The following is a 23,378-nucleotide window of genomic DNA, read 5'->3' as shown; positions in this document are numbered from 1 at the left end:
CGACGAGAATGGAAAGGCTACAAGGAAGGAGGCACGAACATGTCCGAGCCATTTTCCCGTTTTCTTCATCCCTTCGACGTGGCGCGTCACCCGAGCCTCGAGCCCGAGGTCAAGCGCGCCCTCCTCGCATCCTGGGCATCGGATCGCTCGGCGGTCCGCAACAAGCCCGCGCTTCGCAAACCCCCGGGGGCGAGGCGAGCGGTGCCAGTCGACGATGTGCTCGCGGCTCTTCGGTCGCTCGATGGCGGCGAGACGCGCGCGCCGTGACCGACCGCGCGCTGATCGCACAGTTGGACGGCTACGGGCTGACGACCGCCGAGATCCATTATTACCGGCCCGATCATCCCTCGCTGCTCCAGCTCTTCGTCTGGCAGGATTATGATCTGCCGCCGGATTTCCCGGTGCTGTTCGACTTTCTTGCCAGGTGGCGGCGGCAGATCGAAGCCGCACTCCACTCGGTGCGGATCGCGCACGATATGCTGATCGGACCCGCCGAGTGGAGTGCGGCAGATATCATTCGCTCGCTCGATTGAGATCGGGGCGGCGGCCGCCACCGTCCGGCGTTTAAATGCAATTTGATATTGAAGGGCGGGGCCAACGCTGAACGGCGGCCCCGCCCGTTGTTACGCTTTTTCGAGCGTCTTTTCGTTCGACGATCCGATCCGGCGCGGCTCGGTGTCGCCGCCGCCGATCTCGATCTTGCGCGGCTTCATCGCCTCGGGGACGACGCGGCTGAGCTCGATCGAGAGCAGCCCGTCGGCGAAGCTCGCGCCGCCGACCTCGATATAGTCGGCGAGCTGGAAGCGGCGCTCGAACGCGCGGCGCGCGATGCCGCGGTGGAGATAGACGAGCTTGGCGTCTTCCTCGGCGGGCTTGCCCGTGACGCTCAGTTGGTTCTGCTGCGCGACGATCTCGATCTCGTCGGGCTTGAAGCCCGGGACCGCCAGCGTGACGCGGAAGCGGTCATCGGCATCGCGCACGATGTCGAAGGCGGGAAAGCCATCGGACGTTTCGCCGCGCTGCCCCTTCTCGAGCAGGTCGAAGAGATGATCGAAGCCCACCGTCGAGCGGCGGTAGGGGGTGAAGTCAAAGTCGGTTCTCATTTCCAAATCCTCCTGATTGAAGCAATTCGGGCATGAGATGCGCCGGGACTCAGAGCCGGCGCTCTCTATGTCCTCAGGACCCGGAAAATCCGGCATCCGGGAAAAAATTAGGAAGCCATTTTTTCGATTTCAAGAGGTCGCGCGCGCGAAGATTCTGGATGCGCCATGTTCCGAAAATCCGCAGCGCCAAAGTGCGGAGCCGCAACGCGCGCGGCTCCGCGATCGGGTCAGGCGACGCGACTGTCGCCGGTATCGCGGCTCCATGCCGCGATCTGGTCCTTGATCGCCAGCTTCAGCTTCTTGAGCCGCGCAATCAGGACTTCGTCGGGCTGGCGGCGCTGCGCCTCCCGATCGATTTCGGCGTCGAGGCGGGCATGCTCGCGCCGCAGATAATCGATATGTTTGCTGGACATCTTCTTCTCCATGCCAAGTTGAGGATGTTGCAGCCCGAGCGGCTGCGGCGTGGATGTAGGAAAGCTATGGTCAGGATTTCAAGGGGTTGAAGTGTCCGCCTGTGGGAGACTGTCGGAAGCTGTGAAGAGCATCGCGCGGCGCCCCGCGGGAAGGCACGACAGGCGGCATTGGGAAGCAAAGATGTAGAGGCGGTCGGCGCGCTACAGCTAAATCGTCACAACATGGGTTAGTCGCTGCAACCCGGCCCGGCGACCATTGTTTCGGTAGCATGCCGATTCGCGAGGAACAGGTTTACCCGCACTTACGGCGCGTCGCCGGCGCCATTTGCGCTGTTCGCCTTCCTGGCCGCGCCTGGGAATATGCGCTGCGCCGGAGCCAACCCGGCATATGCTTCAGAATGGGAGTGATGGATGTGACCATGAAAGCACAGAAGCTTGAGACGATCAGGGTCGAGAAACCCTGGGGCGTCGATCGGCTTCCTCCGCCCTTCGATGCACGGACTGGTGGCCGCGTCGGCGAAATCTGGTTTCGTCCGCCCAAATCCAATCCGCTGCTCGTGAAATATATCTTCACGAGCGAGCGCTTGTCGATCCAGGTCCATCCCGACGACCGGCAGGCGCAGGCGCGCGGACTTCCCGCAGGCAAGGAGGAATGCTGGTACATTCTCGACGCTGAGCCGGATGCGGTGCTCGGAATTGGCACGCTTCGCGCGCTCGGCGAGCGCGAACTCGCCGATACCGCCCGCTCGGGTGCTATCGAGGCGCTCATGGAGTGGCATCCGGTGCGCGCGAACATGTTCTTTCATGTTCCGCCCGGAACCGTCCATGCGATCGGCGCCGGGGTTACACTCGTCGAAATTCAGCAGAATGTCGATGTCACCTATCGTCTCTACGATTACGGCCGCCCGCGCGAGCTGCACCTCGCCGATGGGACGGCGGTCGCGAAGGCCGCGCCAATGTCACGCGATCTCTGCCGCCAAGTCGATATCGCAGAGAGCGCGTTGTTGCTCGACAGCCGTCATCTCGTGGTCGCGCACCTGAACGCCAACGACCTTTCGCCGCTTGCCGATGCGAGGGATGGCGCGATGATCGTCCCCCTCGGCGGCACGGTCGCAACTGACGGCGTGACCGCGCAGGCGGGCGAGTGCCTGTGGGCCGAGGACGTCACTACCATCGAGGCCGGAGCCGGCGCGCGTTTTCTGGCGGGTTGGCACAAGCCTTGACGCCTTGCGCAACCTTGGCGCGTCACCGATGGAGGGCGATCCGCCTGCGCCAACTGGCCTGGCACCGTCCTGCCGCCCGAGACGCCTAGCGAGGCGCGTCGGCTGCCGCGCGTGTTACAAGGTTGATCGGCTATCCGCCCGAGGCTTTTTCTACGGCGCTTCCCATCTCCTCTCCGAGGCGCACCGGCCGTTCGGGAAACCAGTCGGGGTTGAACGCGATCGCTTGCTTCTCGAACAGCATCACGATCGTGGAGCCGAGGAGAAAGCGACCCATCTCGTCGCCCTTGCGCAGCGAGACTTCATCGGGGGCGTAGGACCATGACGATATCTTGCCCGATCGCTTTGCATTCACCACGCCATGCCATGACGTTGCGATGCTGCCGACGATGGTCGCACCTACGAGTATCATCGCAAAATGGCCGTGAGTGGCGGACGCGAACAGGCATATGACCCGCTCGTTGCGCGCGAAAAGGCCGGGCACCCCGCGCGCGGTCGTCGGGTTGACGGAAAAGAGCGAGCCCGGGACGTGGATCATGCGTCTGAGCTCCCCGTCGCACGGCATGTGCAGCCGGTGATAATCCTTGGGCGAAAGATAGAGGTTGGCGAAACTGCCGTCGCGAAACGTCGCGGCGAGGGCAGCGTCGCCGCCCAGTATCGCGGTGGTGGTGAAACGGTGGCCCTTGGCCTGGACGATGTGATGATCGTCGATGGCGCCGAATTGGCTGATGGCACCGTCGACCGGACAGATGAAATCGGCCTCCGCCCGCGGGCGAGCGCCGGCTTTCAGCGGACGCGTGAAGAAGTCGTTGAAGTTTGCATAGCTGCGGATGTCGGGGTTTTCCGCTTCGCTCATGTCGACGCCATATTTGGCGACGAACCATTGGATCAGTCGCGGGGTCAGCCGGCCCGACGACGCGGCAACACGGCCGGCGAATTCGGTCAGCCGCCGCTTCGGCATCGCATGCTGGGCAAGAATTGTCAGGCGCTCGAACATGATATCATCCGTTGGTCGATCCTTCGGAGGGAAAGCCGATCGCCTGGGGAGAGACGACGGCGCCCGCCTCGTTGTTCCGGCGGTGATGCTTTATCCCGATGTCGTGGGGCAAGGGAAGGCGCATGGCCGGTAGCGGAAGATAATCGGGTAGGGGGCGCGCTCAGTCTCGCCGGGCCTTTGGCGCCCCTCCCGCCGAACGGACGAAGCGGTAACTCTTCTGCTCATAGTTCCGCGCGCGCAGGAAGTTGTGGGCGTTGTTGATCATGATGTCGCTCATGATCTCGATCGTGCCGCATCCGCCCTTGGCGAGAGCCGTCTCGGCGGCGGTCAGGAGCGCCCTCCCGATGCCGCGCCGCCGACGCTCGCCGTCGACAAGCAGCAGGGTGACGCGGCCGACGAGGCCGTGCTGCAAGGTCGGAACGACCGCCCAGGCGCAGCATCCGACCAGCCCGCCGGCATCGGCGACGAGAAGCCCGGCCTTGGCGTTGCCGATCGCCTCGATATTCGCGTCGATCGATATGCGCTTGGGCGGCTCGGCAAGCTGGGCGAGCAGACGGGCGAGAGCTTTTCGGTCCTTGCCCGTCGCGGGCCGCAGGCTGAGCTCGGGCTCCGGCAGGGCTTCGGGTTTGACGATCCTCAGCACCGGCTTGGCTTTCGGCGGCGGCGGCGGATCCTGCCGCCTTCGTACAGGCTCGGGTGACGGTGGCGGACGCGTTTTTCCGCGTCGACGTATGGGTACTTGCTCCTCGATAGGTTCGGCGGCTTTGGGTGCCTTCTTGGCAGGCTTCGCCGCGGGTTCACGTTCGGCCGAGAGTTTCCAGCTGTCGGCCGCGCCGCCGCGAAGATAGTGCGCGATGTCGGCGGCGCTTGCCGTGAGCCCTTGTTCGCCGATCCCGAGGAGCGGCTTGCCAGCCGCATCGGTGAGGCCGAACTTCCCATAGTCGCCGGCGCCAGGCGTTCGCTTTCGCGACCGGACGAGTTTCATCCCGCGGTGTTCGGCGATTGCGCGAAGCTCGTCGGCTGTCGGCTCCTTCGCCATCGATCAGGGCCGGAAAGGACGGGCGGGGCGGGTCTGCGGGGACAGGGCTCTCGCCCGGACCGCCGGCGCGCGCTCGCCTGCGCCCTGGCGGGAACCGGTGCGGCTGCGGCGCGCTCTGCCCATATGCGTGCGCGCCGCTTCACCCGCTCGACCATGATCGACCATGTCGCCTATGACGAGGCGGCGTCGGTGCTTTCCATCAGCTTCCGGGGCACCGGCAGATATCTTTATCATGGCGTCCCGCGCGCGATCTACGACGGGCTCTGCGCTGCGGATTCGCTCGGCGCCTATTTCAACGCGCATATCAAGGATCATTTCCGGTGCGAGCGCAACCCGGCGCGCCGGCGGTTCGGTCCCGGTGCCTGAGCGCCCGACTGCGAATGCGGGCATTGTGAAGGTGCAGCTCATGCGCGCTTGCGCGCGGCGGTCTTGGTCGGCGCCTTTTTCGTCGGCGTCTTTTTGGCCGGCGCCTTCTTGGCGCTGGCGGCCTTGGCCTTCCCGCCGCCGTCGCCGATCGATTTCTTGAGCGCCGCCATCAGGTCGACGACGTTCGATCCGCTCGGCGCCTTCTCGTCCTTCCCGTCGTCGAGATTGAGCGTCTTGCCCTTCTTCTTGCGCTCGATAAGCTCCTTCAGCGCCTCGACATAGCGATCGTGAAAGTCGCTCGCGTCGAACTTGCCCGTCTTCTTGTCGATCAGCGTCGTCGCGAGGTCGAGCAGGTCTTCGTCGGGATCGCTGTCGGCAATGTCGCGGAAATAGCTCGCCGCCTTGTTGACCTCGTCGGCATAGCGCAGCGTCTCCATGACGAGACCCCGGCCGCACGCCTTGATGCTGACGACATATTCACGGCCGCGCATCGCGAGCTGGCCGAGACCGACCTTGCCCGTGCGGCGCAGCGCCTCGCGCAGCACGATGAACGCTTCCTCGGCAAGGTCGTCGGCGGGGACGACATAATAGGGCTTCTCGAAATAGATCTCGTCGATATCCTCGGCCTCGACGAACTGGGTGAGCTCGAGCGTCTTCTTGCTCTCGAGCTTGACCCCTTCGATCTCCTCGTCGTCGAGCAGCACATATTGGTCCTTGGCATATTGGAATCCCTTGACGATCTCGTCGACGTCGACCGGGCCGACGCCGGGGACGACCTTTTCATATTTGATGCGCTTGCCGGTCGGCTCGTGGATCTGGTTGAACGCGATCGTCGCCCCGCTCTTCGTCGCCGAATAGATCTCGACCGGGATCGAAACGAGCGCCAGGCGGATCTGGCCTTTCCAATAAGGGCGCGCAGCCATCGTCACTCACTCCTTTGCCAATGCTCCTTCAATGCGCGCGGTCGCCGAGCGTTCCGCGCCGGCGATGGGAAGGGAAGCCCGATCGCCGCAACGGGATCGAAAGCGGGAGCTGGAAATGGCCGGACAGTCGCGAACGCGCGCGCCTGCCGTTTTCGCGGCCCGCGACTTGCCGATCCGAGCTTGTCAGACGGTCCAGCGCGCGGGCGCGAGCGCGATGGCGATCGGAGGATGCACCCGCTGCCATTTCGTTGCGGCGAGCACGTCGTTGCTCTCCTTCGCCTCGCGGCCCGGCCCAAGCGACCAGGTGATATGATAATGGCTGCCGTCGCCGCGATCGGTGGTGCCGCCGATGCGCACGACGAGCGCCTGGACGCCCGCGCCGTCGTCGACTTCGCCGACGATCTCGCCCGCGTGCGCGGCGGGTAGGGGCGTGTCCTCGGCGGTCCCGAAGCGGAGCGTCACATGGTCGGCAACCAGCTCGGCATAGCGCGGTTCGAACCGTTCAAGCAGCTGGTCGCTCTCGGCTGGTGGCAGCTTCCAGCCGGCGATGGTGCGCGTCATGACGCCTTGCGCTTTCGCTTTGTGGAGCCCGCGCCAAGTTCGATCCAGGCGGGCGCATGGTCGCTCGTCTTGTCGAGCGCCCGCGGGCGGGTGTCGACGCCGGCTGCCTCGAGCCGCTTCGCCGCGGGCTTGTTCAGCAGCAGATGGTCGATGCGGATGCCGGCATTGCGTTCGAACGAGCGCCGCCAATAGGCCCAGAAGCTGTAGATGCGCTCATCGGGATGCAGGTGGCGGATCGCATCGGTCCAGCCCTGGTCGAGGATGCGGCGATAGGCGGCTTTGGCTTCGGGCGCGAAGAGCGCGTCCTTCTTCCAATTCTCGGGTTTGTACACATCGAGGTCGGTGGGAATGACGTTGAAGTCGCCGCAAATGACGACGGGGGCGTCGAGATCGAAGAGCGTTGTCAGATGCGCGTCGAGACGCGCCATCCACTGCATCTTGTAATCGAACTTCGGACCCGGCCAGGGATTGCCGTTCGGAAGATAGAGGCCGGCGACGAGGATGCCGCCGACCGCCGCTTCGATGTAGCGGCTCTGCTCGTCGCCGGGATCGCCGGGGAGGCCGCGGCGCGTTTCGTGGATTTCGCCGACGCGGCTCAGCATCGCGACGCCGTTCCAGCGGCTCTGGCCGTGCCAGATCACGTCATAGCCCGCGTCGCGGATCGCCTTCTCGGGGAATTTCTCCTGAGGGGCTTTCAATTCCTGCAGGCAAACGATGTCGGGCTCGGCCTGCGCGAGCCAGCCGAGCAGAATGTCGAGGCGGCCGGCGATGCCGTTCACATTATAGGTCGCGATCTTCACAGGTCGGGCAGCGTCTGGTCGGCGCGGCCCCAGCCTTGCAGGGCCTTGAGGCCGGCGCGCTTCAGAAGCTCCTTCGCGTCGGTGATGCGGAAATGCGACGGCTTGTCGATCGTCTCCATTTCCTTCCAGCTGATGGGCGCGGCGACCGGCGCGCCCTCGCGGGCGCGCGCCGAATAGGGCATCACCGCAGTCGCGCCGCGCTGGTTGCGGAGATAATCGACGAAGATCCGGCCCTTGCGCTGCGCCTTGGGGAGGGCGGCGGTGAAGCGGTCGGGATCCATTTGCGCGACGGCGCGGGCGAGCCGGTGCGCGAAGTCCTTGACCTCGGGCCATTCGGCGCGCGGCACGAGCGGGGCGATCACATGGACGCCCTTGCCGCCGGTTAGCATCGGGAAGGTCTCGAGGCCCATCTGCTTCAGGATGTCGCGGAACTGGAAGGCGGCGCTGCGCACCGCCTCGAAATCGAGACCGACGTCGGGATCGAGATCGAAGACGAGCCGATCGGCCTTCTCGACATCCTCGATGCGCGCGCCCCAGCCATGGAATTCGATCGTGCCCATCTGGACGCAGGTCATCAGGCCCTCGGGCGTGTCCATGTAGAGATAGGGCTGGTTGTCGCCATCCTTCTCCTCGATCGCGACCTGCTTCACCGAATCGCCGAAGCTTCCGGCATCATGTTTCTGGAAGAAGCATTTCTTGGCGCGGCCCTGCGGACAGCGCACGAGGCTGATCGGGCGCGAACCCGCCCACAGCAGCATGATCGGCGCGAGTGCGGCATAATATTCTGCAAGCTCGCCCTTGGTGAGCCCCGCCTCGGGAAAGATGACGCGGTCGGAGTTGCTGATCGGAACGGGGAAGATGCTCGTCGCCACCGCAACCTTTTCTTCGCTCTCTACGACCACGGCCTCCGGCTTCTTGTCTTCGCGAAGTCCGAGATAGCTCGGGTGGCGGAGCGTGCCCTCGTTTGTCATCTCGGTAAAAGCGATCTCGGCGACGAGCTTCGGCTCGATCCAGTGCGCGCCGCGCGTCTCGGTGCGGGGCGCCTTCACCGTCGGCTCCTTTCGTTCGAGCGGCTTCATCATCGCCTGGAGGCGGAAGAGCTCCTCGGTATCGAATCCGGTCCCGACCTTGCCCGCGTAGCGCAGCGCGCCCTTCTCATGCACGCCGAGCATGAGCGAGCGGAACGCGCGCGACTTGTCGGAAGGCGTCCAGCCGACGATGACGAACTCCTGCCGCTTGATGCACTTCGCCTTGAGCCAGCTTCCCGCGCGCGAGCCGACATAGCGCGCGTCGGCCTTCTTCGAGATGACTCCTTCGAGACCTGCGGCGCAGAAGCTTTCGAGCAGCTTCTCGCCGCTGCCCTCGATATGGTCCGAGAAGCGGATATGCCTGGAGGCCTTGGGAAGGATTTTGGCGAGATGCGCCTTGCGGTCGAGGAGGGGGAGGGGGGTCAGATCCTCGCCGTCGAGCTCGAGGAGATCGAACGCGAAATAGTCGATGCTGTCCGGGGTGGCCTTGAGGGCGTTTTGCAACGACTGGAAGCGCGAGCGGCCTTCAGCATCGAGCACGACCGCTTCGCCGTCGATCAACGCACTGTCCACCTTCAACTTTACGGCCTCGGCGAGGAGCGGCGCGAAGCGCTCCGACCAGTCGAGACCCGAGCGCGTATAGGCGCGGGCCTCGCCGCCGCCGACCGCGATCAGCAGGCGGTAGCCGTCATATTTCATCTCGTGAACCCAGCCCCTGCCGGCGGGAACGCTGTCGACGAGCGTCGCCAGCTGGACCGGACGAAAGGGCGGGGGAGCCGCAGCCTTTCGTTCGCCGCGCTTCGAAGAGGGGGCGCGGTCTGCAGGGCTCGGTGCGGCGGTCTTTCTGGCCATGGACTCAAGACCATCCGGCGCCGCGATCGTTCCCGGTGGCGGGGCAACTTGCCCGCCCCGCCATGCGTTCCCATTTTCGTCCCCGAGATAGGGAGCTTCAACATGGCGAATGGCTGGGCGCGCGACGGCGCCGTTCAGGAGCAGATCGACGACACGGTGAGCGATGCCGTCAAGGAGGCGCGCCTGCGGCTGCTGTCCGGCAAGGGCGCGGACTATTGCGACGATTGCGGCGAGCGGATTCCGGAGGCGCGGCGAAAGGCCTTGCCCGCGAGCCGTACCTGCATCGGGTGCCAGACGCTTCGCGACGCCGAACGCCGTCCGGCCGGTTTCAACCGCCGGGGAAGCAAGGACAGTCAGCTGCGCTGACCCTTTGGGAAAGCGAGCCGGGGCATGACTTCAGGCGCGCGCCTTGGCTGCGGCCCGGACCTCCTGCGATCGGTCGAGCGCGATAACGAGGATATCGTCGCCGTCGACGATGACGCCGACATTGTCCATGCCGACGAGCGACACGCGTTTTCCGGGCGCGCGGACGAGGCAATTGTGGCTGTCGTGTGCGAAAAGATCGTCGCTGCAAGCATTACCGGCTGCGTCGGCACCTGCGAGCGCGTGCACCGCCTGCCAGCTGCCTAGGTCCGACCAGCCCATCGACACGGGGACGACCGCGACGCGGGCGTCTTTCTCCATCACGGCAGAGTCGATCGAATCTGACGGCGCCTGTTCGAACGGCGCGCTTGCCGCGTGCAGGGCATCGCCATCGTGCAGCGCATTGGCGACCGCGGCTTCCGCCGCGCGATATATGGCCGGGCAATGCGTGAGCATCGCCTCGCGCATGCGACCGGCCCGGAAGAGGAAGATGCCGGCGTTCCAGCTGTAGCCACCCTCGCGAAGCATCGCTTCGGCATCGGCGAGCGGCGGCTTCTCGACGAAGCGGGCGACGGCAAATCCCACGTTGCCGAGCGGTGCGCCGCTGGCGATGTAGCCGAAGCCGATGTCGGGCCGATCGGGGGCGATGCCGAATGTGACCAGCCAGTCGTCGCGCGCCAGATCGGCGGCTTTGGCGATGGCGCCCCGGAATGCGGCTACATCGGCGATGACATGATCGCTCGGCATGACGAGCAGCAGAACGTCATCGGCCGACGAAGCGACCGCGAGCGCGATGGCGGCGGCGGTGTTGCGCGCCGCAGGCTCGACGATCAGCCGAAGATCGCGACCCTCGGATTGCTCGCGCACCATCGCGACATGCTCGTCGCCGCACACGATGAGCGGCGCCGAAAAGCCGGCTCCGGTTGCCCGATCGAGCGTGCGGGCGAACAGGCTCTCCTTTCCGATGATATCCAGGAACTGTTTGGCACGCGCGCCGCGGGAAGCGGGCCAGAGCCGCGTACCCGCGCCGCCGCAAAGAATGACGGGCTGGATCGTCGCAGACATAGGATCAACCTTCCAGGGTCGGGGCGGAGGCGCGCGAACTCGACCCGATCGCAGCGCGCCGAGACTCTCCGCCGTTTTCGAAATTTGCGACCGGCTGGACCATGTCCGCACGAACGCCGCGCAAGCGAGCGAGTTGCCCCTGTTTCCGCGAAAAGGCTCGAAATACCGGGCGGATTAACGCAGGTTATACCGAATTCTCGCATGGGTGGTCCGGATCGAACGCGGCCAGCGTGTCCTGTTGCGCCAGGAAATTGCGAAGTCGGCGAGAAGAATGCTTCAACGACGAAGGTTGGGGAGGCTTGCCGGTCGGACTTTACCTCCGCCTGATGCAGCCCGCCGGGGCGCCGGGGCGTTGAACAGGCATGAACCAGAGCGACACATTTCTGATGCTGGCCGGGCAAGAGCTGAAATTCCTCTCCGATCTCATCGCGAGGATCGATCAAGGCCGTCTTGATCCTGTCGGCCTCGACCGGGAGGCCGCGATCCTCCTCCTGCGCGAGGTAGCGGCGGAGCGCCGAAGCCTTGTCGATCGGCTGAAATCTTATGATGGTGACGGCAGCGCTGCCTGGACCGGAACTCCCGTGTAGGGGCCCTATATTCGGCCGCAGCTCGACCCGCGCCGCATCTACCCCTTGGTATTTCGTCGGCGCGTTTCCCAACCCTTTTTCGCAGCCGCCGATCGCTTTTCGCTGCTCTTGCCCGCACCGCTTTTGCGACCACCTTTTCTCGAGGCTTCATGGGTATCGGGCTGGCCACGGCCGGAACCCGACTTGTTGCCGCCGCCCGACTCCTTGTTCACCGTTGCCCATGCGCGGCTCTCCGCTTCCTTCTTGCCGACGCCGCGCTTCTCATAACTTTCTTCGATATGCTCGGCCTTGCGCTTTTGCTTGTCGGTGTAGCTCGATTTGTCCCCACGGGGCATGACAATTCTCCCTATCCGGCCCCCTTTGGTCAACCAACGGAACATCTTGGGGTTCCGCTAAAGACGCTAATCCGTGGCATGCAAGACCTCGCTTCCGGAGACGGACACGAGCGCGCTGGCCGTGTCGGCACCGCGTGACAATCGTTGCGAGCGGCGGCGGCGCCCAGCTATGATTGCCGCTCGGCGCGGTCTATCCGTTGACGACCGTTCCGCCGTTCGGGTGGAGGACCTGGCCCGACATGTAGCTGCTGTCGTCGCACGCAAGAAAGAGGAAGCTCGGTGCGACCTCGTTGGGCTCTCCCGGTCGTTTCATCGGCGTGGTCTCGCCAAAACTTTCGACTTTTTCGACGGGCGCTCCGCCGCGTGGATTGAGCGGGGTCCAGATCGGGCCGGGGGCGACCGCATTCACCCTGATGCCCTTCTCGATCAGATTCTCGCTGAGCGAGCGCGTGAAGGCGGTAATGGCGCCCTTGGTCGCACTATAGTCGAGCAGACCACCGCTCCCCTGATACATGGTAACGCTCGTGCAATTGATGATCGCCGCGCCTTTCTTGAGATGCGGCAGCGCAGCCTGCACAATATAGAACATGCCGAAGATATTGGTGGCGAAGGTGCGCTGCAGCTGCTCCGGGCTGATGTCGCGAATATCGTCCGCCGGATGCTGTTCGCCCGCATTGTTGACGAGAACATCGATGCGCTTCAGCTTGCTCACGACCTTGTCGACGATAGTCTTTCCGGCGCTGGTTTTGCCCACGTCGGCCTTGACGAGGATCGCGGTGCGCCCTTCGGCGCCTACGAGCGAAGCCGTTTCCTCGGCATCGGCCTTGTTGCTCTTGTAAACGATGGCGATGTCCGCACCTTCGCGGGCGAACAATACGGCTACCGCGCGTCCGATCCCGCTGTCGCCGCCGGTCACGATCGCGACCTTGTCCTTGAGCCGGTCGGAACCGGCATAGCGCGGCTCCCATTTTGGCGCGCGGTCGAGATCGGATTCCCGGTCTTTCGGCGGCGTGCGGATCGTCTTCGTATCGCCGACCTCCTTCCGCAGTTTCCTTGCCGCCGTCTGTTTTCCGAGCTTCTCGGACGCGGTTTCTCCGACCTTTCCGGCCTCTGATTTGCGTGCCATTGCCGACTCCTCCTGTTCTGCCTGTCATCGACAAACCGGCGGGTCCTACACTTGGTTGCGGAGCACTTGGCTCATGCCGAGCTGCGCTGCGGCGGTGGTCTGGAAATGCGCGGCCGACTTTCTACCTATGCAGCGTCGCAATCCTTACCGCCCGGGCGCGCGCCCTGCGCCGCCGAAGCTGAGAGAAGAAGTTTGTCGAAGATCGTGAACGGTGCCAGCCTGCAACCTCGCTCCGGAGGCGCCCCCAAAAACATCGTGCTGCTGCTCCACGGCTTCGGGTCGAGCGGCTCCGACATGATTTCGCTGGCGCCGCAGTGGCAGGAGGCCTTGCCAGACACGCTGTTTCTTGCGCCGCATGCACCGCAGCGATGTTCGATAATGGGCGGGGGCTACCAATGGTGGGGGCTGTCGGGTTTCGCCCCGGCGGCGCTGGCTGCAGGCGCTGCGTCGGCAGCGCCGGCGATCGACGCGTTCATCGATCGCAAGCTCGCGCAATATGACCTCAGCGAGGCCGATCTCGCCCTTGTGGGTTTCAGCCAGGGCACGATGATGGCGCTTCAGGTCGGCCTTCGCCGCCCCCGCGCCGTTGCCGCTATCGTCGGCTATTCGGGCATGCTCGCGGGCGCGGCCGATCTCGCGCATCATGTTCCGTCGAAACCGCCAGTCCTGCTGGTGCACGGCACGGCCGACCCCGTCGTGCCGATCGCGGCGCTGCACATGTCCGAGAGCCAGTTGAAGCGGCTCGGCGTCGAGGTCGAGACGCATATCTCCTACGGCGTCGCGCACAGCGTCGACCCGGTCGGACTGCGGACCGGCCGCGACTTCGTGACCGGCGCCTTTGCGAAAAGCTGCGGCTGAACCGCGCAGCTTCGTCACAGCGGCATCGGGCGCACGGGCGTCGGCGAGCGACGCGGGGTGGCCGGGAAGGGAGAGGGGGCACCCGCGGCGGGGTGGGAGCCGCGCGGAACTGTCGGGTGCAGCGGGCGTTGGCCTGATGGGTCAACATTCGGGGACAGGCATTATGAACAGGTTGCGGCGGCTCGAGACATTTGCGCGAACGGGGTGGTTCGCGCGCGGCGTCGTCTATTGCTTGCTGGCATGGATAGCGCTCACCGGTTCGTCGGCCGACGACGCCAGTCCGCAAGCCGTGTTCCGCTCGGTCCGCGATATGCCCGCTGGCTCGATCCTTCTTGCTCTTCTCGCGATGGGTCTGGCGCTTTACGGCGCCTATCGCCTGTACGGGGCGGCGCTCGACAGCGAAAACAAGGGAACCGGTGCGAAGGGCGTCGCTGTGCGGATAGGTTATGCCGCGAGCGGCGTCGCCCATTTCATTCTCGCCTGGGCGGCGCTTCGCCTTGCCTCAGGCGGCGGCGCCGAAGACGGCCGCGAGAAAGAGGCGGCGGGCATGCTGCTCGACCTGCCGCTTGGCGGCCTGCTCCTCGGGCTCGTCGGCGCCGCCTTCCTCGCGGCGGCCGGGCAGCAGGCGGTCAAGGCCTGGACCACCGATTTTGCGAAGGATCTCGATGCGGCAGCACCTGCATGGACCGTGCCCGTCGGGCGGGCGGGGCTTGCTGCGCGCGCGGTCGTGTTCGCGGTCATCGGCGCCTCGCTCGTGCGCGGCGGCTGGTTCGGCGCTGCCCGCGAGGTCAAGGGCCTCGGCGACGCGCTCTCGGCGCTCACCGACAATCCGCCGCTCTATCTGCTCGTTGCCGCCGGGCTGTTCCTGTTCGGCGTACACAGCTTCGTCGAGGCCCGCTGGCGGCGGCTTCGCGATGAAGATATGATCGCTCGGATCATGGCAGCGCGACGCTGACGATGCCCATTGCGCAGGCCCGCGGAACCCTGTGGGCTTCGCCGCGTTAGCAGGGCAGTCATCAACAGGGAGAGTCTCGATGAAAAAGCTGTTTGTAACCCTCGCCGCAACCTCGGCCCTCGCGCTCGGCGCCTGCCAGAGCCCCGCCGCCGACAAGGTCGAGGATCAGGCCGAAGCGAAGGCCGAGGCGATCGACGATCAGGCCGACGCGATGCCCGAAGGTCCCGCCAAAGAGGCAATGGAGCAGAAGGCCGATGTCGTCGAAGAGCAAGGCGAAGAAAAGGCCAACGCGATGGACGACAATGGCGAGATCGCTCCGTCCGAAACCGGCGTCGGAGACACCCAGAAGAAATAAGACTGCCTTCCCTAAGGGCAGGGTGAAGGGCGCCGGTTCCGGCGCCCTTTATCGTTGCGGTGGCCCGGCTCAGGCTGCTGGCAGTTGGCGCCGCTGGGATAAGGCAAGGGAACGCGGTTCGGCGTCGCTTCTCAGCACAGCGTCCGATCGAGAAAGTCCCTGATCAGCGGGACAACCTCGTCGAGGTTGGTTTCGAGAAGCCAATGGCCGCCGTCTAGCAGATGCAGCTCGGCCGCGGGGAGATCGCGCAAATAGGCGCGCGCAGACTTCTCGGGCATATAGAAATCCTGCGGACCCCAGACGATGAGCGTCGGCGGGTGGTGCTCGCGCAGATAGCGTCGATGCGCGCCGAACCACGAGCGATTGGCCTTGAGGCCCCCGATAAGGTCGATCGCGATTTCGCGGCGCCGCGGGTTGATCAGTGACCAGTGCAGTTTCCAGAGGTCCGGCGGAATGCGCGGCACGAGATCGGGCCGCACGTCGTTCAGAAACTCCTCCCGAAAAACATCCTCGCTGATTGCCTTGCCGATCTCGGCGCGCATCTCGGGTTCGGGAAGCGACCAGCTCTTCTCTATCTCGGCATATTTGTCGCCCAGCGCATCCTCATAGGGAATGTCCCCATTCTGGATGATCTGCGCGAGGATGCGTTCAGGCCGCATGATCGCGAGACGCGCGCCGATCGGCGATCCGAAATCGTGAAGATAGAGCACAAAGCGCTCGACGCCGAGCGCACGCACGAACCCGTCGAGAAGCTGCGCATAGCCGTCGAAGCTATAGTCGAAATGCTCGGGCGTATCGCTGTAGCCCATGCCCGGATAGTCGGGCGCGAGCAGCCGCCACCGATCGCCAAGCCGCGGCAGGAGATTGCGAAACTCGAACGACGAACAGGGATAGCCATGCGGCAGCAGCAGCACCGGAGCGTCGGGCGGTCCTGCCTCCCTGTAAAAGATATCAACTCCGCCGACATCGATCCGCCGATGGAGGGTTTCTCCGTTCAAGTCGATGCTCCTCGCGCGTCACGATCTCAAGGGGCTGGCAGTTTCACTTCGGGCAGCGCATCGAGGTCGGCCTTGGTCATGCTCGTCTGAAGATCGGTGTCGTCGCCACGTACGATAGGCTTGAGGCCCTGCACCGGGACATGAACATAGCGGTCGGGACCGACGCCATCGAGCTCGACGAGGAGACGGTCCACCTTGTCGTCGGCGCCGCGCAGCACCTGCGATACGTCTCCGAGATCCTTCCCGTCCGCGCCGACGATTTCGGCATCGAGGAGTTGTGCCTCGCTGAGGCCGAGCGCCGCAGGGAGGGGGCCGGCGACCGTGGCGCTGGTCTCGGCTGCACGTTCCATCCTGTCCTCGGCAGCTTCCTGTTTGCTGTCGCAAGCGGCGAGAAAAAGTGCGGCGCCGGCACCGAGGATGAGGATGCGCATGTCTTGTCCTTTCAGTAGCGGATCGAGCTCCGGTTCTACGCGGCGGAACTCGAAATCGTCATGATCTGACCAGGAAACGCCCCGCTGCAAAAGCGGTTGCGATTTTGCCACGTGCGGCTCCTGGGGCGCGGTCTTCATTTACGCCTCAGCCCGCCTCCGTGACCCCCTCGTCGAGCCCCCGCGTCTTCGGTCGCAGCGCCTTGTAGCTCGGAAGGAACGCCATCATCGGCATCCAGCTCGGCGCCTCGGCGGTATAAAGGTGGAAGGCTGGTGCAATCTCTTCGGGATCGTCCAGCGTCCCCGCCGCAATATCGATCTCATCGGCCTGGTGGCGCACATGGATCGTTAGCGGCGAGCCGCACGTCCGGCAGAAGCTGCGCGTGCCGAAGCTGGTCGATGCGAAGCGTCCGATATGCTCTTCGCCCGCAACGATGCGGTACCGGTCGAGATGGACCGTCGTAAAGACCATGCCGCCCGACCCCGAGACATGCTGACAGACACGGCAGTGACACCAGCCGCTATCAATTGGCTTTTCTTCGAGGCGGTACCGAACCGCGCCGCAAGCGCAGCCCCCTTCGAACGCAACCTCTCCGGCGCTTGCATTGTCGCTGTCGGAAGCGTTCGGCATGGAGCTCGCCTTTCTCGCGGCGCGGGTATCGGAGAGGGTAATGGCAGACCGATGGGGTGGTGGCTTCTCTTTGTCCTTCACCGACCGGGAACCGTGGCGGCATGTCTTTCCTTGTCAGAGCTGAACTTCGCCCTCATCCTCCCCGTCCCAATAATGCGCGCGGGTGCCCGAGACCTTGATGAGGACGATCCCGGGCGTCTCGATACCGTCCGGCCACCAGCGTTCGAGTCCTTTCGTCCAATGTTCGGCGAATGCGGCCTTGTCGCGGATGAGCGTTGCGTGACCCTCGACGGCGAGGAAGAAGGGCCGCATGCCGAGCAGGCCCGATTTGCCTTGATAGCTCAGATTGACGTTCGGGTTGGCCGCGATATCGGCGACCATGAGGGACGTCTCGTCGGTGAAGAACCAGGCGTCGCCGTCATAATCGACTTCGCGATTGTTGCTCATCGGCCGCGACCCGATGGCGCCGCCCGCCGTGTGCGTGGCGAGCATCGCGAAGTCGATATCCTTCATCTTCTCGGAAAGCTGTTCGATCGTCATGGTCATGGGAGGAGCCTTTTGTCTGGAGCGTCTGTATCTGCATCAATGCGCCGCGAAGGCGGGAGTTGCGGAGGGGGGCTGCGCCTCGCGGCTTGGGTCAGGGGCCGGTCGCGGCGGTCCGGCTTTGCTGGCGCGGCGCGCGGATCGGGCGATATTCGCAGGTGATCGCGAGCTCGCGCCGCGGGGCGGGCACGAGATGGATGTGGAGCCGGGCTTCGGCGGCGACCGCGTCGAGTGCAAAGGCCTGCTCGGCCTCGTACATCTCGTCGCGGTGCGGCTGCACCCACTGCCGCACCGATGCGAGCGCGCGCGACTTCGCCCGCGCGAGCGTGTCCGCGACGATGAAAAGATTGCGGTGGCGCTCGAGAAATTCGCCCCGGACATAGCCGCCTAGATTGACATAATAGAGCCGTTCGGGACCCTCGAAGGGCGCGGTCTTCAAAACTATGTCATAGCCATCGGCGTGATCGATCTCGGCCCAGCAGTCGATATGGAGGCTGCCCGGCGTGCCCCACCATTGGCGGCGGAGCGCATCATAAGTGTCGGTGATCGTGGGCGCGGCGACGAAGCGCATGTCGTGCAGCTCGATATTGGCGCCGGCCATCTCGCCTCCGACATATATGGCGAAGAGCTTCACGCGGCCTTCTCCTCAGCGGTCGCCTCGCCGATCGCGGCTGTGAGCTGTTCTCCGACCACCAGGCCCATTTCGTGCGAGCTTGTTATTCCCTGGATGAAAGGGTGGCGGCCGAGCAGGAAGGGCAGGCTGAGGCAGTAGAGGCGGGATTCCGGGATATCCTCTGCAATCGGGTGGAAGGCATCGTCGATCGCGATGCCCCGCGCCTCCGCCTTGCCGGCGCCAGGGGATGCATCGCGAACTATCCCCTGTTGGCGCAGCGAGGGGAATGGAAAGGCTGCGGCGCCGAGTGGGCGCTGGCCCATCGCCTCGATAAACACCTCAAAATGCCGATGCTCGCCGCCCAGGATCAGGGACGCGCCTGCCTCTTCGCCGCTCGTGTCTATGCGGTAATCGTCGCCGATCGCCATGACATCGAGCCTCCCGGCGCGGTGGAGCGCGATCAGCCGCCGGATCGATTTGTGGGGAACGGTGGCATAATCGTCGACGAACACCGGCTTGAAGTAACGGACGAAGCGGCGGTAGTCCGTTCCCTCCAGATATGGCACGAGAAGCGCGAGAGTTTCGTGCATGCGCAGGATAGCGTAACGCCAGGCGACTGTGTGCCTAGCGGCATAGTCGTGCTGCGCTTCGGCGAGATTGGCCTCGGCCCACGCGAATGGGTCGCTCGCTGCGCGCCTTGCAAAATAGGCTTCGCAGAAGCCCTCGAGGTCGAGGTTCTCCAGGCCGATGCCCGCGGCGTAAGGGGGATCGGCAGCGGCAAGCTCCGCCTTGAACAGTGCGAAGGCGGCATCGAGCAGCTGGTCTTCTTCGCTCGCGACGAGACGCGTGATCGCCTCCTCGGTACAGATGGCGAGCGGCTCATAGGGAAGCGGCGCATAGAAATCGGCTTCGGGGAGCAGACCCTTCCTCGACATCATCGTCATGTGGAATGCATCAGTGGCGGATGCCGGACGATAATGCGTCTCGCCGTCCCGGGTTTCGTCAAACGAGCCATGGATGTTGGCGAGCGCGATACAGGCGTCGATGGCCGTGAGCGAGCTGCCCCGAATGCCGATATCGCAGGGCGGTACCGTGGCCAGAGCCGAGGCGGGCCAGGGGCTGAGGAAATAGCCCGGCCGAACCTCGGGCTCGGAGGGCCATTGGTGGCCCGTCGCGAGGACGACATGATCGAAAGCCTCGTCGGCGAGTTCGCCCGACCTCGTGCGAACCTTGAGTATCATCGCGCCCGACGTGCTGACCGCGTCCTCGACGCGGCATCGCGTGCGCAGCTCAACCTCGATACCGCGCGCGCGCGCCATGTCGATAACGGCGTCGAACTGGTCGCGGAAATATTCGCCGAGCGCGACCCGCGGATAGAAGGTCCGTTCGCCGATCGCATCGGGATCGATGCCGAGATCGGCGAGGCGCTCCGGCGGCTGACGTATCAGCCAGTCGCACAGCGTCTCGGCAAGCGGCGGGATTTCGATGCTGGCGATATTCGCCAGCATGGCGGGGTCGTTCCAGCCGGGGCGATAGGGCGTTCCGCGGCCCGCGCTCGCTTGCGCTTCATACACGGCAAGACGGAAGGGCGAGGGGTGATGGGCGAGAAGCGCATGCAGCGTGTAGAGCGTGGTCGGGCCGGCTCCGACAAAGGCTATGCGGGGTGTCATGTTGCGACAATGCTCCGGGCGCGCAGAAGTTCGGCCGACTTGCTCTGGGTCAATGCGAATTCTCCTCAGCTGCTCCGGGGCGCCCAGCCAAAAAAAGGGTCCGCATGCGCGGACCCGAAGGGGGCCATCAACTTGGCGGGAGGATTAGTTTTCGGTGCCGGGCGTACCCGTCTTCGGCGGCTTGCCGTCTTCGATGCGGCCTTCGTTGCGAAGGTCGCGGCCTTCCTGCGCCTTGCGCTTGGCCTCGGGGCTGTCGCCGTTTTCGAAGGCTTCTTCCTTCACATAGCCGGCAGCTTCCTTGATCTGTCCCTTAACGCTCATGATACTCTCCATTGGCTGTGGGTTCTGGTCCAAGAAACCCTTGGACGCGGGCGAAAGTTGCCTGCGATCGCCCAGATTTATCTTCGCCGCCGTGCGCAACTTTGGCCGCATCGCGGCGTTTCGCGGCGCGAATAAAAGAGTGACGACGGCGAGGCTTGGCCATTGCCCTGACGCCTGCGAACGCCCTTCGGCGATCGTCGCCGAACCGCAACTTTTGTACCCTGCAGGCGTTCGCCCGTCATCATCGACGGGAGACGGGCGTGATCCACCAACAGTTCGAACTTGACCGCATCGATCGAAGCGCGCCCGACGCGATGCTCGCCTGGGCGCGCATATTGGGCGTCAGCCAGTCCGAGATATTGATCGCGGTCGCGGCAGTCGGCGATCGCGCCGATGCGGTTCGTACCTATCTCGCGCGGCCGTGGCCGGAGCCCCTCGCTTGACGGCGGGCCCCGAGGGGACGGGCGGCGACGCGGCTGCAGCGAACAGCCGTCGCCCGGACGGAATCAGCGAGAAGATGATCTCCGGGCAGCGCTGGCACCGCCACGCGAGCCCCGTTTCCTTCGTCCTGCTCGCTGCCATCGTCGCCGTCGCGCTATCGGGCCTCGTCGGTGGCCAGCCTAGTCCGCTGCGCGTCGAGGATTTTGGAGCAGCGCGGCTCGAGGTGAAGACGCCCTCGGTCATTCGCAACGGCGAGTTTTTCGAAACCCGCATTCGTGTCGAGGCGATCCGCGATGTTTCCGATGCGGTGCTTGCGGTCTCCCCGTCGCTCTGGACCGACATGACGATCAACACGATGCTCCCCGCCGCCGCCGAGGAAAGCTACAAGGACGGCGCCTATCGTTTCTCCTATGGGGAGCTTCGCGCGGGCGAGACGCTGGTCGTCAAGATCGATGGCCAGATCAACCCGCCGCTCTTCGCAGGAACCAAGGGCGAGATTGCGCTGTTCGACGGCGAGCAGCGGCTCGGCAGCATGCCGCTAGAGATCAAGGTCCTGCCCTGATGGATATCGTCCTTCGCGCGAGTGCGATGTTTTTCCTGCTCTATGCGCTCCTCCGTCTCATGGGGAAACGCGAACTGGGGCAGATGACGCCTTTCGAGCTGGTTCTGCTTGTGGTGATGGGCGACCTTATCCAGCAGGGCGTCACCCATAATGATTTCAGCCTGACCGGCGCGTTGCTCGCGATCGTGACCTTCGCCTTCTGGGCGCTCACCCTGAGCTGGGCGACCTATCTCTTTCCGCGACTCAAGAATCTGCTCGAAGGCCATCCGCGCGTCGTGGTGAAGCAGGGCGAGATCATCCGCGACAATCTTCACCGCGACCGGCTTACCGCCGACGAGATCGAGTCCGAGATGCGGCTCGCGGGGATTGCCCACATTTCAGACGTGGAATGGGCGATCCTCGAGCCGCAGGGCAAGATCAGCTTCATCAAGCGGTCCGAAGGCGCGTCGCGCCAGCGCGATGCCGACGACGGCGCGGTTTGAGCGGATCGAGCGCAACTTTCGGGCTCGCCGCGCGCTGAACAGGCGCGGGGCATGACGATGGAGACTGCCATGAAACCGACCGAAATCGACACCGACGCCACCCATATCCTCGCGGCCGATCACCGTGCCGTCGAAGCCCTGTTCGAGGAATTCGAGAAGGCCAGCGGCACCGATCGCAAGGCGAAGATCGCCGACCGGATCTGCACCGAGCTCAAGATCCATGCGCAGATCGAGGAGGAGGTCTTCTATCCGGCGCTCAAGGGAAAGATCGACGACGATCTCCTCAAGGAAGCCTATGTCGAGCATGATGGCGCCAAGATCCTGATCAACGATATCGTCGCTTCGGGACCCGACGACGAATTTTTCGAGGCGAAGGTCACGGTGCTGTCGGAAGAGATCAAGCATCATGTGAAGGAAGAGGAAAAGCAGCACGACAATATGTTCCAGCAGGCGCGTGCCGCCGACGTCGACCTCGACGCACTCGGCGAAAGGATGCTTGCCCGGAAAGAGGAGCTGAAGCGTCAGGCCGAGACCGCGGGTCTTCCCCCCGCCGAACTCGCCACGATGTAGGGTGAGCGCTGCAACGCTGATCGAACAGCGGACGCGCAAGCTGGCCCGGCATCTGGCCGGAAAGACGCTGCGTTTCGTGACAGCCGAAAGCTGCACTGGCGGTCAGCTCTCAGCGGTTCTCGCAGCCGATGCCGCGCTCGGAGTTCATCTCGAGCGCGGCTTCATCGTCTATTCGGTCGACGCCAAATGCGAGATGCTCGGCGTCGCCCGAGAAGACGCCGAGCGAGATGGAGCGGTGAATCCCGAGGTCGCCGCCGCGATGGCGACTGGCGCTCTTCGGACAAGCCATGCCGACATTGCAATTGCGATTACGGGGTTCTGCGGCCCTCGCGAAGGCCGCGAAGAGGTAGGCCTTGTCTACATCGGCGCCGCCGACGCCGACGCGGTGCGGGTCATGGATTTTCATTTCGGCGATATCGGGCGCCGCAATGTGCTCGATCAGGCCGTGGCCGCAGCGCTACAGATCATGATCGATGCGGCATCGTGAACGAGCGTGCGGGCGCTCCCGCGGGCGGGACCGGAGGCGGGAGCAGAGCCGAGTTCGGCAGCCGTCCTTAGCGCGGCGCTTTCCGCTTCAAGGCGCCGGCCTTGTGGGCCGCCCGCTTGCCTTCGGCCGTTTCGACCAGATATTCGGGGTTCGCCGGCGATGCCGCGACATGATGGCCTTTGATGTCCATTGCTTTCGTCACTTTTCGCACGACCTTGCCCTCGGCGCGTCCGCCGTGGCTCTTCCACGTCACCTCGTCGCCCTTCTTGGGTTCGTCTTTCATGGTCGCTCTCCTTTCCGTAAAACAGTCCGCGTGCGCGGCAAAGGTTCCTCTCTTGGAGCGGCGAGCAGCAAGACATCTGGCGCAGGCCCGTTCGTTGCAGTTGCAGGTTAAGGTGGGGAGGCTGCGATGAATGACGATCATGCCCGCGGACAACGCGACGGTTTGCGGCTTGCCCTGGCCGTCCTTGCCGCTGAAGAGGCGAAATGGGCGGCGCTGCTCGGGGAGAGCCGATCGTGGCGGACCAATCGCGAACGCGAGGTACGCCACAAGGTCCTGCAAGTCGCCCAGAAGCGGATTCAGACATTGCTCAATCGGCTGGCACCCCAAGGGTCGGATGCGGCCGATCGCGAAGTCGCCGCCGCCCTTGAGAAAGCAGGTCTCTGATCGGCGGTGCGATCTTGCG

At 64.6% G+C, this 23,378-nt stretch carries 34 protein-coding genes; 15 read left to right on the top strand and 19 right to left on the bottom strand.

What is annotated here, in order from left to right:
- Nucleotides 1-39 precede the first annotated feature (39 nt).
- Complete coding sequence (locus EEB18_RS22635) at nucleotides 40-267, top strand: hypothetical protein (protein ID WP_056350214.1); 228 nt, start codon at nucleotides 40-42, stop codon at nucleotides 265-267.
- The gene (locus tag EEB18_RS02000; protein ID WP_056350216.1) at nucleotides 264-533 is read left to right on the top strand and encodes an usg protein; all 270 of its coding nucleotides are present in this window, start codon (nucleotides 264-266) and stop codon (nucleotides 531-533) included. The genes EEB18_RS22635 and EEB18_RS02000 overlap by 4 nt, the downstream gene beginning before the upstream one ends.
- Nucleotides 534-623: 90 nt before the next feature.
- Here the strand turns inward: EEB18_RS02000 and EEB18_RS01995 are convergent, their stop codons facing one another.
- Together EEB18_RS01995 and EEB18_RS01990 are read right to left on the bottom strand one after the other, a co-directional pair.
- Complete coding sequence (locus EEB18_RS01995; RefSeq protein ID WP_056350218.1) at nucleotides 624-1,103, bottom strand: Hsp20 family protein; 480 nt, start codon at nucleotides 1,101-1,103, stop codon at nucleotides 624-626.
- A 227-nt stretch (nucleotides 1,104-1,330) separates the two neighbouring features.
- On the bottom strand, nucleotides 1,331-1,516 hold the full coding sequence (locus EEB18_RS01990; protein ID WP_054733396.1) for a YdcH family protein: 186 nt from the start codon (nucleotides 1,514-1,516) through the stop codon (nucleotides 1,331-1,333).
- A 269-nt stretch (nucleotides 1,517-1,785) separates the two neighbouring features.
- On the opposite strand from EEB18_RS01990, the gene EEB18_RS01985 reads away from it, so the two are divergent.
- Nucleotides 1,786-2,739, top strand: a complete 954-nt coding sequence (locus tag EEB18_RS01985; RefSeq protein ID WP_262408069.1) for a class I mannose-6-phosphate isomerase — start codon at nucleotides 1,786-1,788, stop codon at nucleotides 2,737-2,739.
- A 130-nt stretch (nucleotides 2,740-2,869) separates the two neighbouring features.
- Here the strand turns inward: EEB18_RS01985 and asd are convergent, their stop codons facing one another.
- Both asd and EEB18_RS01975 read right to left on the bottom strand, forming a co-directional pair.
- On the bottom strand, nucleotides 2,870-3,592 hold the full coding sequence (gene asd, locus EEB18_RS01980) for an archaetidylserine decarboxylase (RefSeq protein WP_262408068.1): 723 nt from the start codon (nucleotides 3,590-3,592) through the stop codon (nucleotides 2,870-2,872).
- Nucleotides 3,593-3,893: 301 nt separating this feature from the next.
- Entirely contained in the window at nucleotides 3,894-4,772 is an 879-nt protein-coding gene (locus EEB18_RS01975) for a GNAT family N-acetyltransferase (RefSeq protein ID WP_187140846.1), read from the bottom strand.
- Between the two features lie 123 nt (nucleotides 4,773-4,895).
- Between EEB18_RS01975 and EEB18_RS01970 the strand changes: the two genes are divergently transcribed.
- On the top strand, nucleotides 4,896-5,138 hold the full coding sequence (locus tag EEB18_RS01970; protein WP_235535728.1) for a KTSC domain-containing protein: 243 nt from the start codon (nucleotides 4,896-4,898) through the stop codon (nucleotides 5,136-5,138).
- A 38-nt stretch (nucleotides 5,139-5,176) separates the two neighbouring features.
- Here the strand turns inward: EEB18_RS01970 and EEB18_RS01965 are convergent, their stop codons facing one another.
- From EEB18_RS01965 to ligD, 4 genes are all read right to left on the bottom strand, one after another.
- Nucleotides 5,177-6,061 (bottom strand): Ku protein, encoded by an 885-nt coding sequence (locus EEB18_RS01965; protein ID WP_054727942.1) that lies wholly within the window; start codon nucleotides 6,059-6,061, stop codon nucleotides 5,177-5,179.
- Between the two features lie 183 nt (nucleotides 6,062-6,244).
- A complete protein-coding gene (locus EEB18_RS01960; RefSeq protein WP_187140847.1) occupies nucleotides 6,245-6,622 on the bottom strand; it encodes a hypothetical protein in 378 nt (125 codons plus the stop codon).
- Nucleotides 6,619-7,422, bottom strand: a complete 804-nt coding sequence (gene xth, locus EEB18_RS01955; protein WP_187140848.1) for an exodeoxyribonuclease III — start codon at nucleotides 7,420-7,422, stop codon at nucleotides 6,619-6,621. Before xth ends, EEB18_RS01960 begins: the two co-directional genes overlap by 4 nt.
- The gene (ligD, locus tag EEB18_RS01950) at nucleotides 7,419-9,302 is read right to left on the bottom strand and encodes a DNA ligase D (protein WP_187140849.1); all 1,884 of its coding nucleotides are present in this window, start codon (nucleotides 9,300-9,302) and stop codon (nucleotides 7,419-7,421) included. The genes xth and ligD overlap by 4 nt, the downstream gene beginning before the upstream one ends.
- A gap of 102 nt (nucleotides 9,303-9,404) precedes the next feature.
- Between ligD and EEB18_RS01945 the strand changes: the two genes are divergently transcribed.
- Nucleotides 9,405-9,668 (top strand): DksA/TraR family C4-type zinc finger protein, encoded by a 264-nt coding sequence (locus EEB18_RS01945; RefSeq protein WP_056350231.1) that lies wholly within the window; start codon nucleotides 9,405-9,407, stop codon nucleotides 9,666-9,668.
- A gap of 30 nt (nucleotides 9,669-9,698) precedes the next feature.
- On the opposite strand, the gene EEB18_RS01940 is transcribed toward EEB18_RS01945, so the two are convergent.
- Nucleotides 9,699-10,730 carry a mannose-1-phosphate guanylyltransferase gene (locus EEB18_RS01940; RefSeq protein WP_187140850.1) on the bottom strand — a complete coding sequence of 344 codons (1,032 nt, stop codon included), beginning with the start codon at nucleotides 10,728-10,730 and terminating at the stop codon, nucleotides 9,699-9,701.
- 362 nt (nucleotides 10,731-11,092) lie between these two features.
- Here EEB18_RS01940 and EEB18_RS01935 point away from each other — a divergent pair, with 362 nt between their 5' ends.
- Nucleotides 11,093-11,317 (top strand): hypothetical protein, encoded by a 225-nt coding sequence (locus EEB18_RS01935; protein WP_187140851.1) that lies wholly within the window; start codon nucleotides 11,093-11,095, stop codon nucleotides 11,315-11,317.
- A 38-nt stretch (nucleotides 11,318-11,355) separates the two neighbouring features.
- On the opposite strand, the gene EEB18_RS01930 is transcribed toward EEB18_RS01935, so the two are convergent.
- Nucleotides 11,356-11,652 (bottom strand): plasmid stabilization protein, encoded by a 297-nt coding sequence (locus EEB18_RS01930; RefSeq protein WP_187140858.1) that lies wholly within the window; start codon nucleotides 11,650-11,652, stop codon nucleotides 11,356-11,358.
- Between the two features lie 190 nt (nucleotides 11,653-11,842).
- Nucleotides 11,843-12,778 carry an SDR family oxidoreductase gene (locus tag EEB18_RS01925; protein WP_187140852.1) on the bottom strand — a complete coding sequence of 312 codons (936 nt, stop codon included), beginning with the start codon at nucleotides 12,776-12,778 and terminating at the stop codon, nucleotides 11,843-11,845.
- 66 nt (nucleotides 12,779-12,844) lie between these two features.
- Between EEB18_RS01925 and EEB18_RS01920 the strand changes: the two genes are divergently transcribed.
- The 3 genes from EEB18_RS01920 to EEB18_RS01910 all read left to right on the top strand — a co-directional run bounded on the left by EEB18_RS01920 (nucleotide 12,845) and on the right by EEB18_RS01910 (nucleotide 14,946).
- Nucleotides 12,845-13,636: an alpha/beta hydrolase gene (locus tag EEB18_RS01920; RefSeq protein ID WP_262408067.1), complete on the top strand. Its 792-nt coding sequence runs from the start codon at nucleotides 12,845-12,847 to the stop codon at nucleotides 13,634-13,636.
- 163 nt (nucleotides 13,637-13,799) lie between these two features.
- Nucleotides 13,800-14,591: a DUF1206 domain-containing protein gene (locus tag EEB18_RS01915; RefSeq protein ID WP_187140426.1), complete on the top strand. Its 792-nt coding sequence runs from the start codon at nucleotides 13,800-13,802 to the stop codon at nucleotides 14,589-14,591.
- 79 nt (nucleotides 14,592-14,670) lie between these two features.
- On the top strand, nucleotides 14,671-14,946 hold the full coding sequence (locus EEB18_RS01910) for a hypothetical protein (RefSeq protein ID WP_054727924.1): 276 nt from the start codon (nucleotides 14,671-14,673) through the stop codon (nucleotides 14,944-14,946).
- Between the two features lie 131 nt (nucleotides 14,947-15,077).
- Here the strand turns inward: EEB18_RS01910 and EEB18_RS01905 are convergent, their stop codons facing one another.
- From EEB18_RS01905 to EEB18_RS01875, 7 genes are all read right to left on the bottom strand, one after another.
- On the bottom strand, nucleotides 15,078-15,944 hold the full coding sequence (locus EEB18_RS01905; RefSeq protein WP_056350239.1) for an alpha/beta fold hydrolase: 867 nt from the start codon (nucleotides 15,942-15,944) through the stop codon (nucleotides 15,078-15,080).
- A gap of 26 nt (nucleotides 15,945-15,970) precedes the next feature.
- Nucleotides 15,971-16,513 (bottom strand): PRC-barrel domain-containing protein, encoded by a 543-nt coding sequence (locus EEB18_RS01900; RefSeq protein WP_235535730.1) that lies wholly within the window; start codon nucleotides 16,511-16,513, stop codon nucleotides 15,971-15,973.
- A 7-nt stretch (nucleotides 16,514-16,520) separates the two neighbouring features.
- Complete coding sequence (locus tag EEB18_RS01895; RefSeq protein WP_187140425.1) at nucleotides 16,521-17,003, bottom strand: GFA family protein; 483 nt, start codon at nucleotides 17,001-17,003, stop codon at nucleotides 16,521-16,523.
- Between the two features lie 114 nt (nucleotides 17,004-17,117).
- Complete coding sequence (locus EEB18_RS01890) at nucleotides 17,118-17,549, bottom strand: pyridoxamine 5'-phosphate oxidase family protein (protein WP_056350245.1); 432 nt, start codon at nucleotides 17,547-17,549, stop codon at nucleotides 17,118-17,120.
- Nucleotides 17,550-17,640: 91 nt separating this feature from the next.
- Nucleotides 17,641-18,180, bottom strand: a complete 540-nt coding sequence (locus EEB18_RS01885) for a DUF1543 domain-containing protein (RefSeq protein WP_056350247.1) — start codon at nucleotides 18,178-18,180, stop codon at nucleotides 17,641-17,643.
- A complete protein-coding gene (locus EEB18_RS01880) occupies nucleotides 18,177-19,829 on the bottom strand; it encodes an FAD/NAD(P)-binding protein (protein WP_187140424.1) in 1,653 nt (550 codons plus the stop codon). The genes EEB18_RS01885 and EEB18_RS01880 overlap by 4 nt, the downstream gene beginning before the upstream one ends.
- A gap of 144 nt (nucleotides 19,830-19,973) precedes the next feature.
- On the bottom strand, nucleotides 19,974-20,150 hold the full coding sequence (locus EEB18_RS01875; protein ID WP_167346272.1) for a hypothetical protein: 177 nt from the start codon (nucleotides 20,148-20,150) through the stop codon (nucleotides 19,974-19,976).
- A gap of 260 nt (nucleotides 20,151-20,410) precedes the next feature.
- On the opposite strand from EEB18_RS01875, the gene EEB18_RS01870 reads away from it, so the two are divergent.
- The 5 genes from EEB18_RS01870 to EEB18_RS01850 all read left to right on the top strand — a co-directional run bounded on the left by EEB18_RS01870 (nucleotide 20,411) and on the right by EEB18_RS01850 (nucleotide 22,692).
- Complete coding sequence (locus tag EEB18_RS01870) at nucleotides 20,411-20,593, top strand: DUF3606 domain-containing protein (RefSeq protein ID WP_056350250.1); 183 nt, start codon at nucleotides 20,411-20,413, stop codon at nucleotides 20,591-20,593.
- Entirely contained in the window at nucleotides 20,590-21,153 is a 564-nt protein-coding gene (locus EEB18_RS01865) for a hypothetical protein (RefSeq protein WP_056350252.1), read from the top strand. The genes EEB18_RS01870 and EEB18_RS01865 overlap by 4 nt, the downstream gene beginning before the upstream one ends.
- Nucleotides 21,153-21,635 carry a DUF421 domain-containing protein gene (locus EEB18_RS01860; protein ID WP_056350254.1) on the top strand — a complete coding sequence of 161 codons (483 nt, stop codon included), beginning with the start codon at nucleotides 21,153-21,155 and terminating at the stop codon, nucleotides 21,633-21,635. Before EEB18_RS01865 ends, EEB18_RS01860 begins: the two co-directional genes overlap by 1 nt.
- A gap of 69 nt (nucleotides 21,636-21,704) precedes the next feature.
- Nucleotides 21,705-22,205 carry a hemerythrin domain-containing protein gene (locus tag EEB18_RS01855; protein WP_056350256.1) on the top strand — a complete coding sequence of 167 codons (501 nt, stop codon included), beginning with the start codon at nucleotides 21,705-21,707 and terminating at the stop codon, nucleotides 22,203-22,205.
- 1 nt (nucleotide 22,206) lies between these two features.
- The gene (locus EEB18_RS01850; protein ID WP_187140423.1) at nucleotides 22,207-22,692 is read left to right on the top strand and encodes a CinA family protein; all 486 of its coding nucleotides are present in this window, start codon (nucleotides 22,207-22,209) and stop codon (nucleotides 22,690-22,692) included.
- Nucleotides 22,693-22,759: 67 nt separating this feature from the next.
- On the opposite strand, the gene EEB18_RS01845 is transcribed toward EEB18_RS01850, so the two are convergent.
- Nucleotides 22,760-22,975: a DUF2945 domain-containing protein gene (locus EEB18_RS01845; RefSeq protein WP_056350261.1), complete on the bottom strand. Its 216-nt coding sequence runs from the start codon at nucleotides 22,973-22,975 to the stop codon at nucleotides 22,760-22,762.
- 126 nt (nucleotides 22,976-23,101) lie between these two features.
- Between EEB18_RS01845 and EEB18_RS01840 the strand changes: the two genes are divergently transcribed.
- Entirely contained in the window at nucleotides 23,102-23,359 is a 258-nt protein-coding gene (locus EEB18_RS01840) for a hypothetical protein (protein ID WP_187140422.1), read from the top strand.
- The last annotated feature ends 19 nt before the right edge of the window (nucleotides 23,360-23,378 follow it).

Source organism: Sphingopyxis sp. OPL5, assembly GCF_003797775.2.
Classification (GTDB): Bacteria; Pseudomonadota; Alphaproteobacteria; order Sphingomonadales; family Sphingomonadaceae; genus Sphingopyxis.
This window is presented reverse-complemented; position numbering and strand designations above follow the sequence as displayed.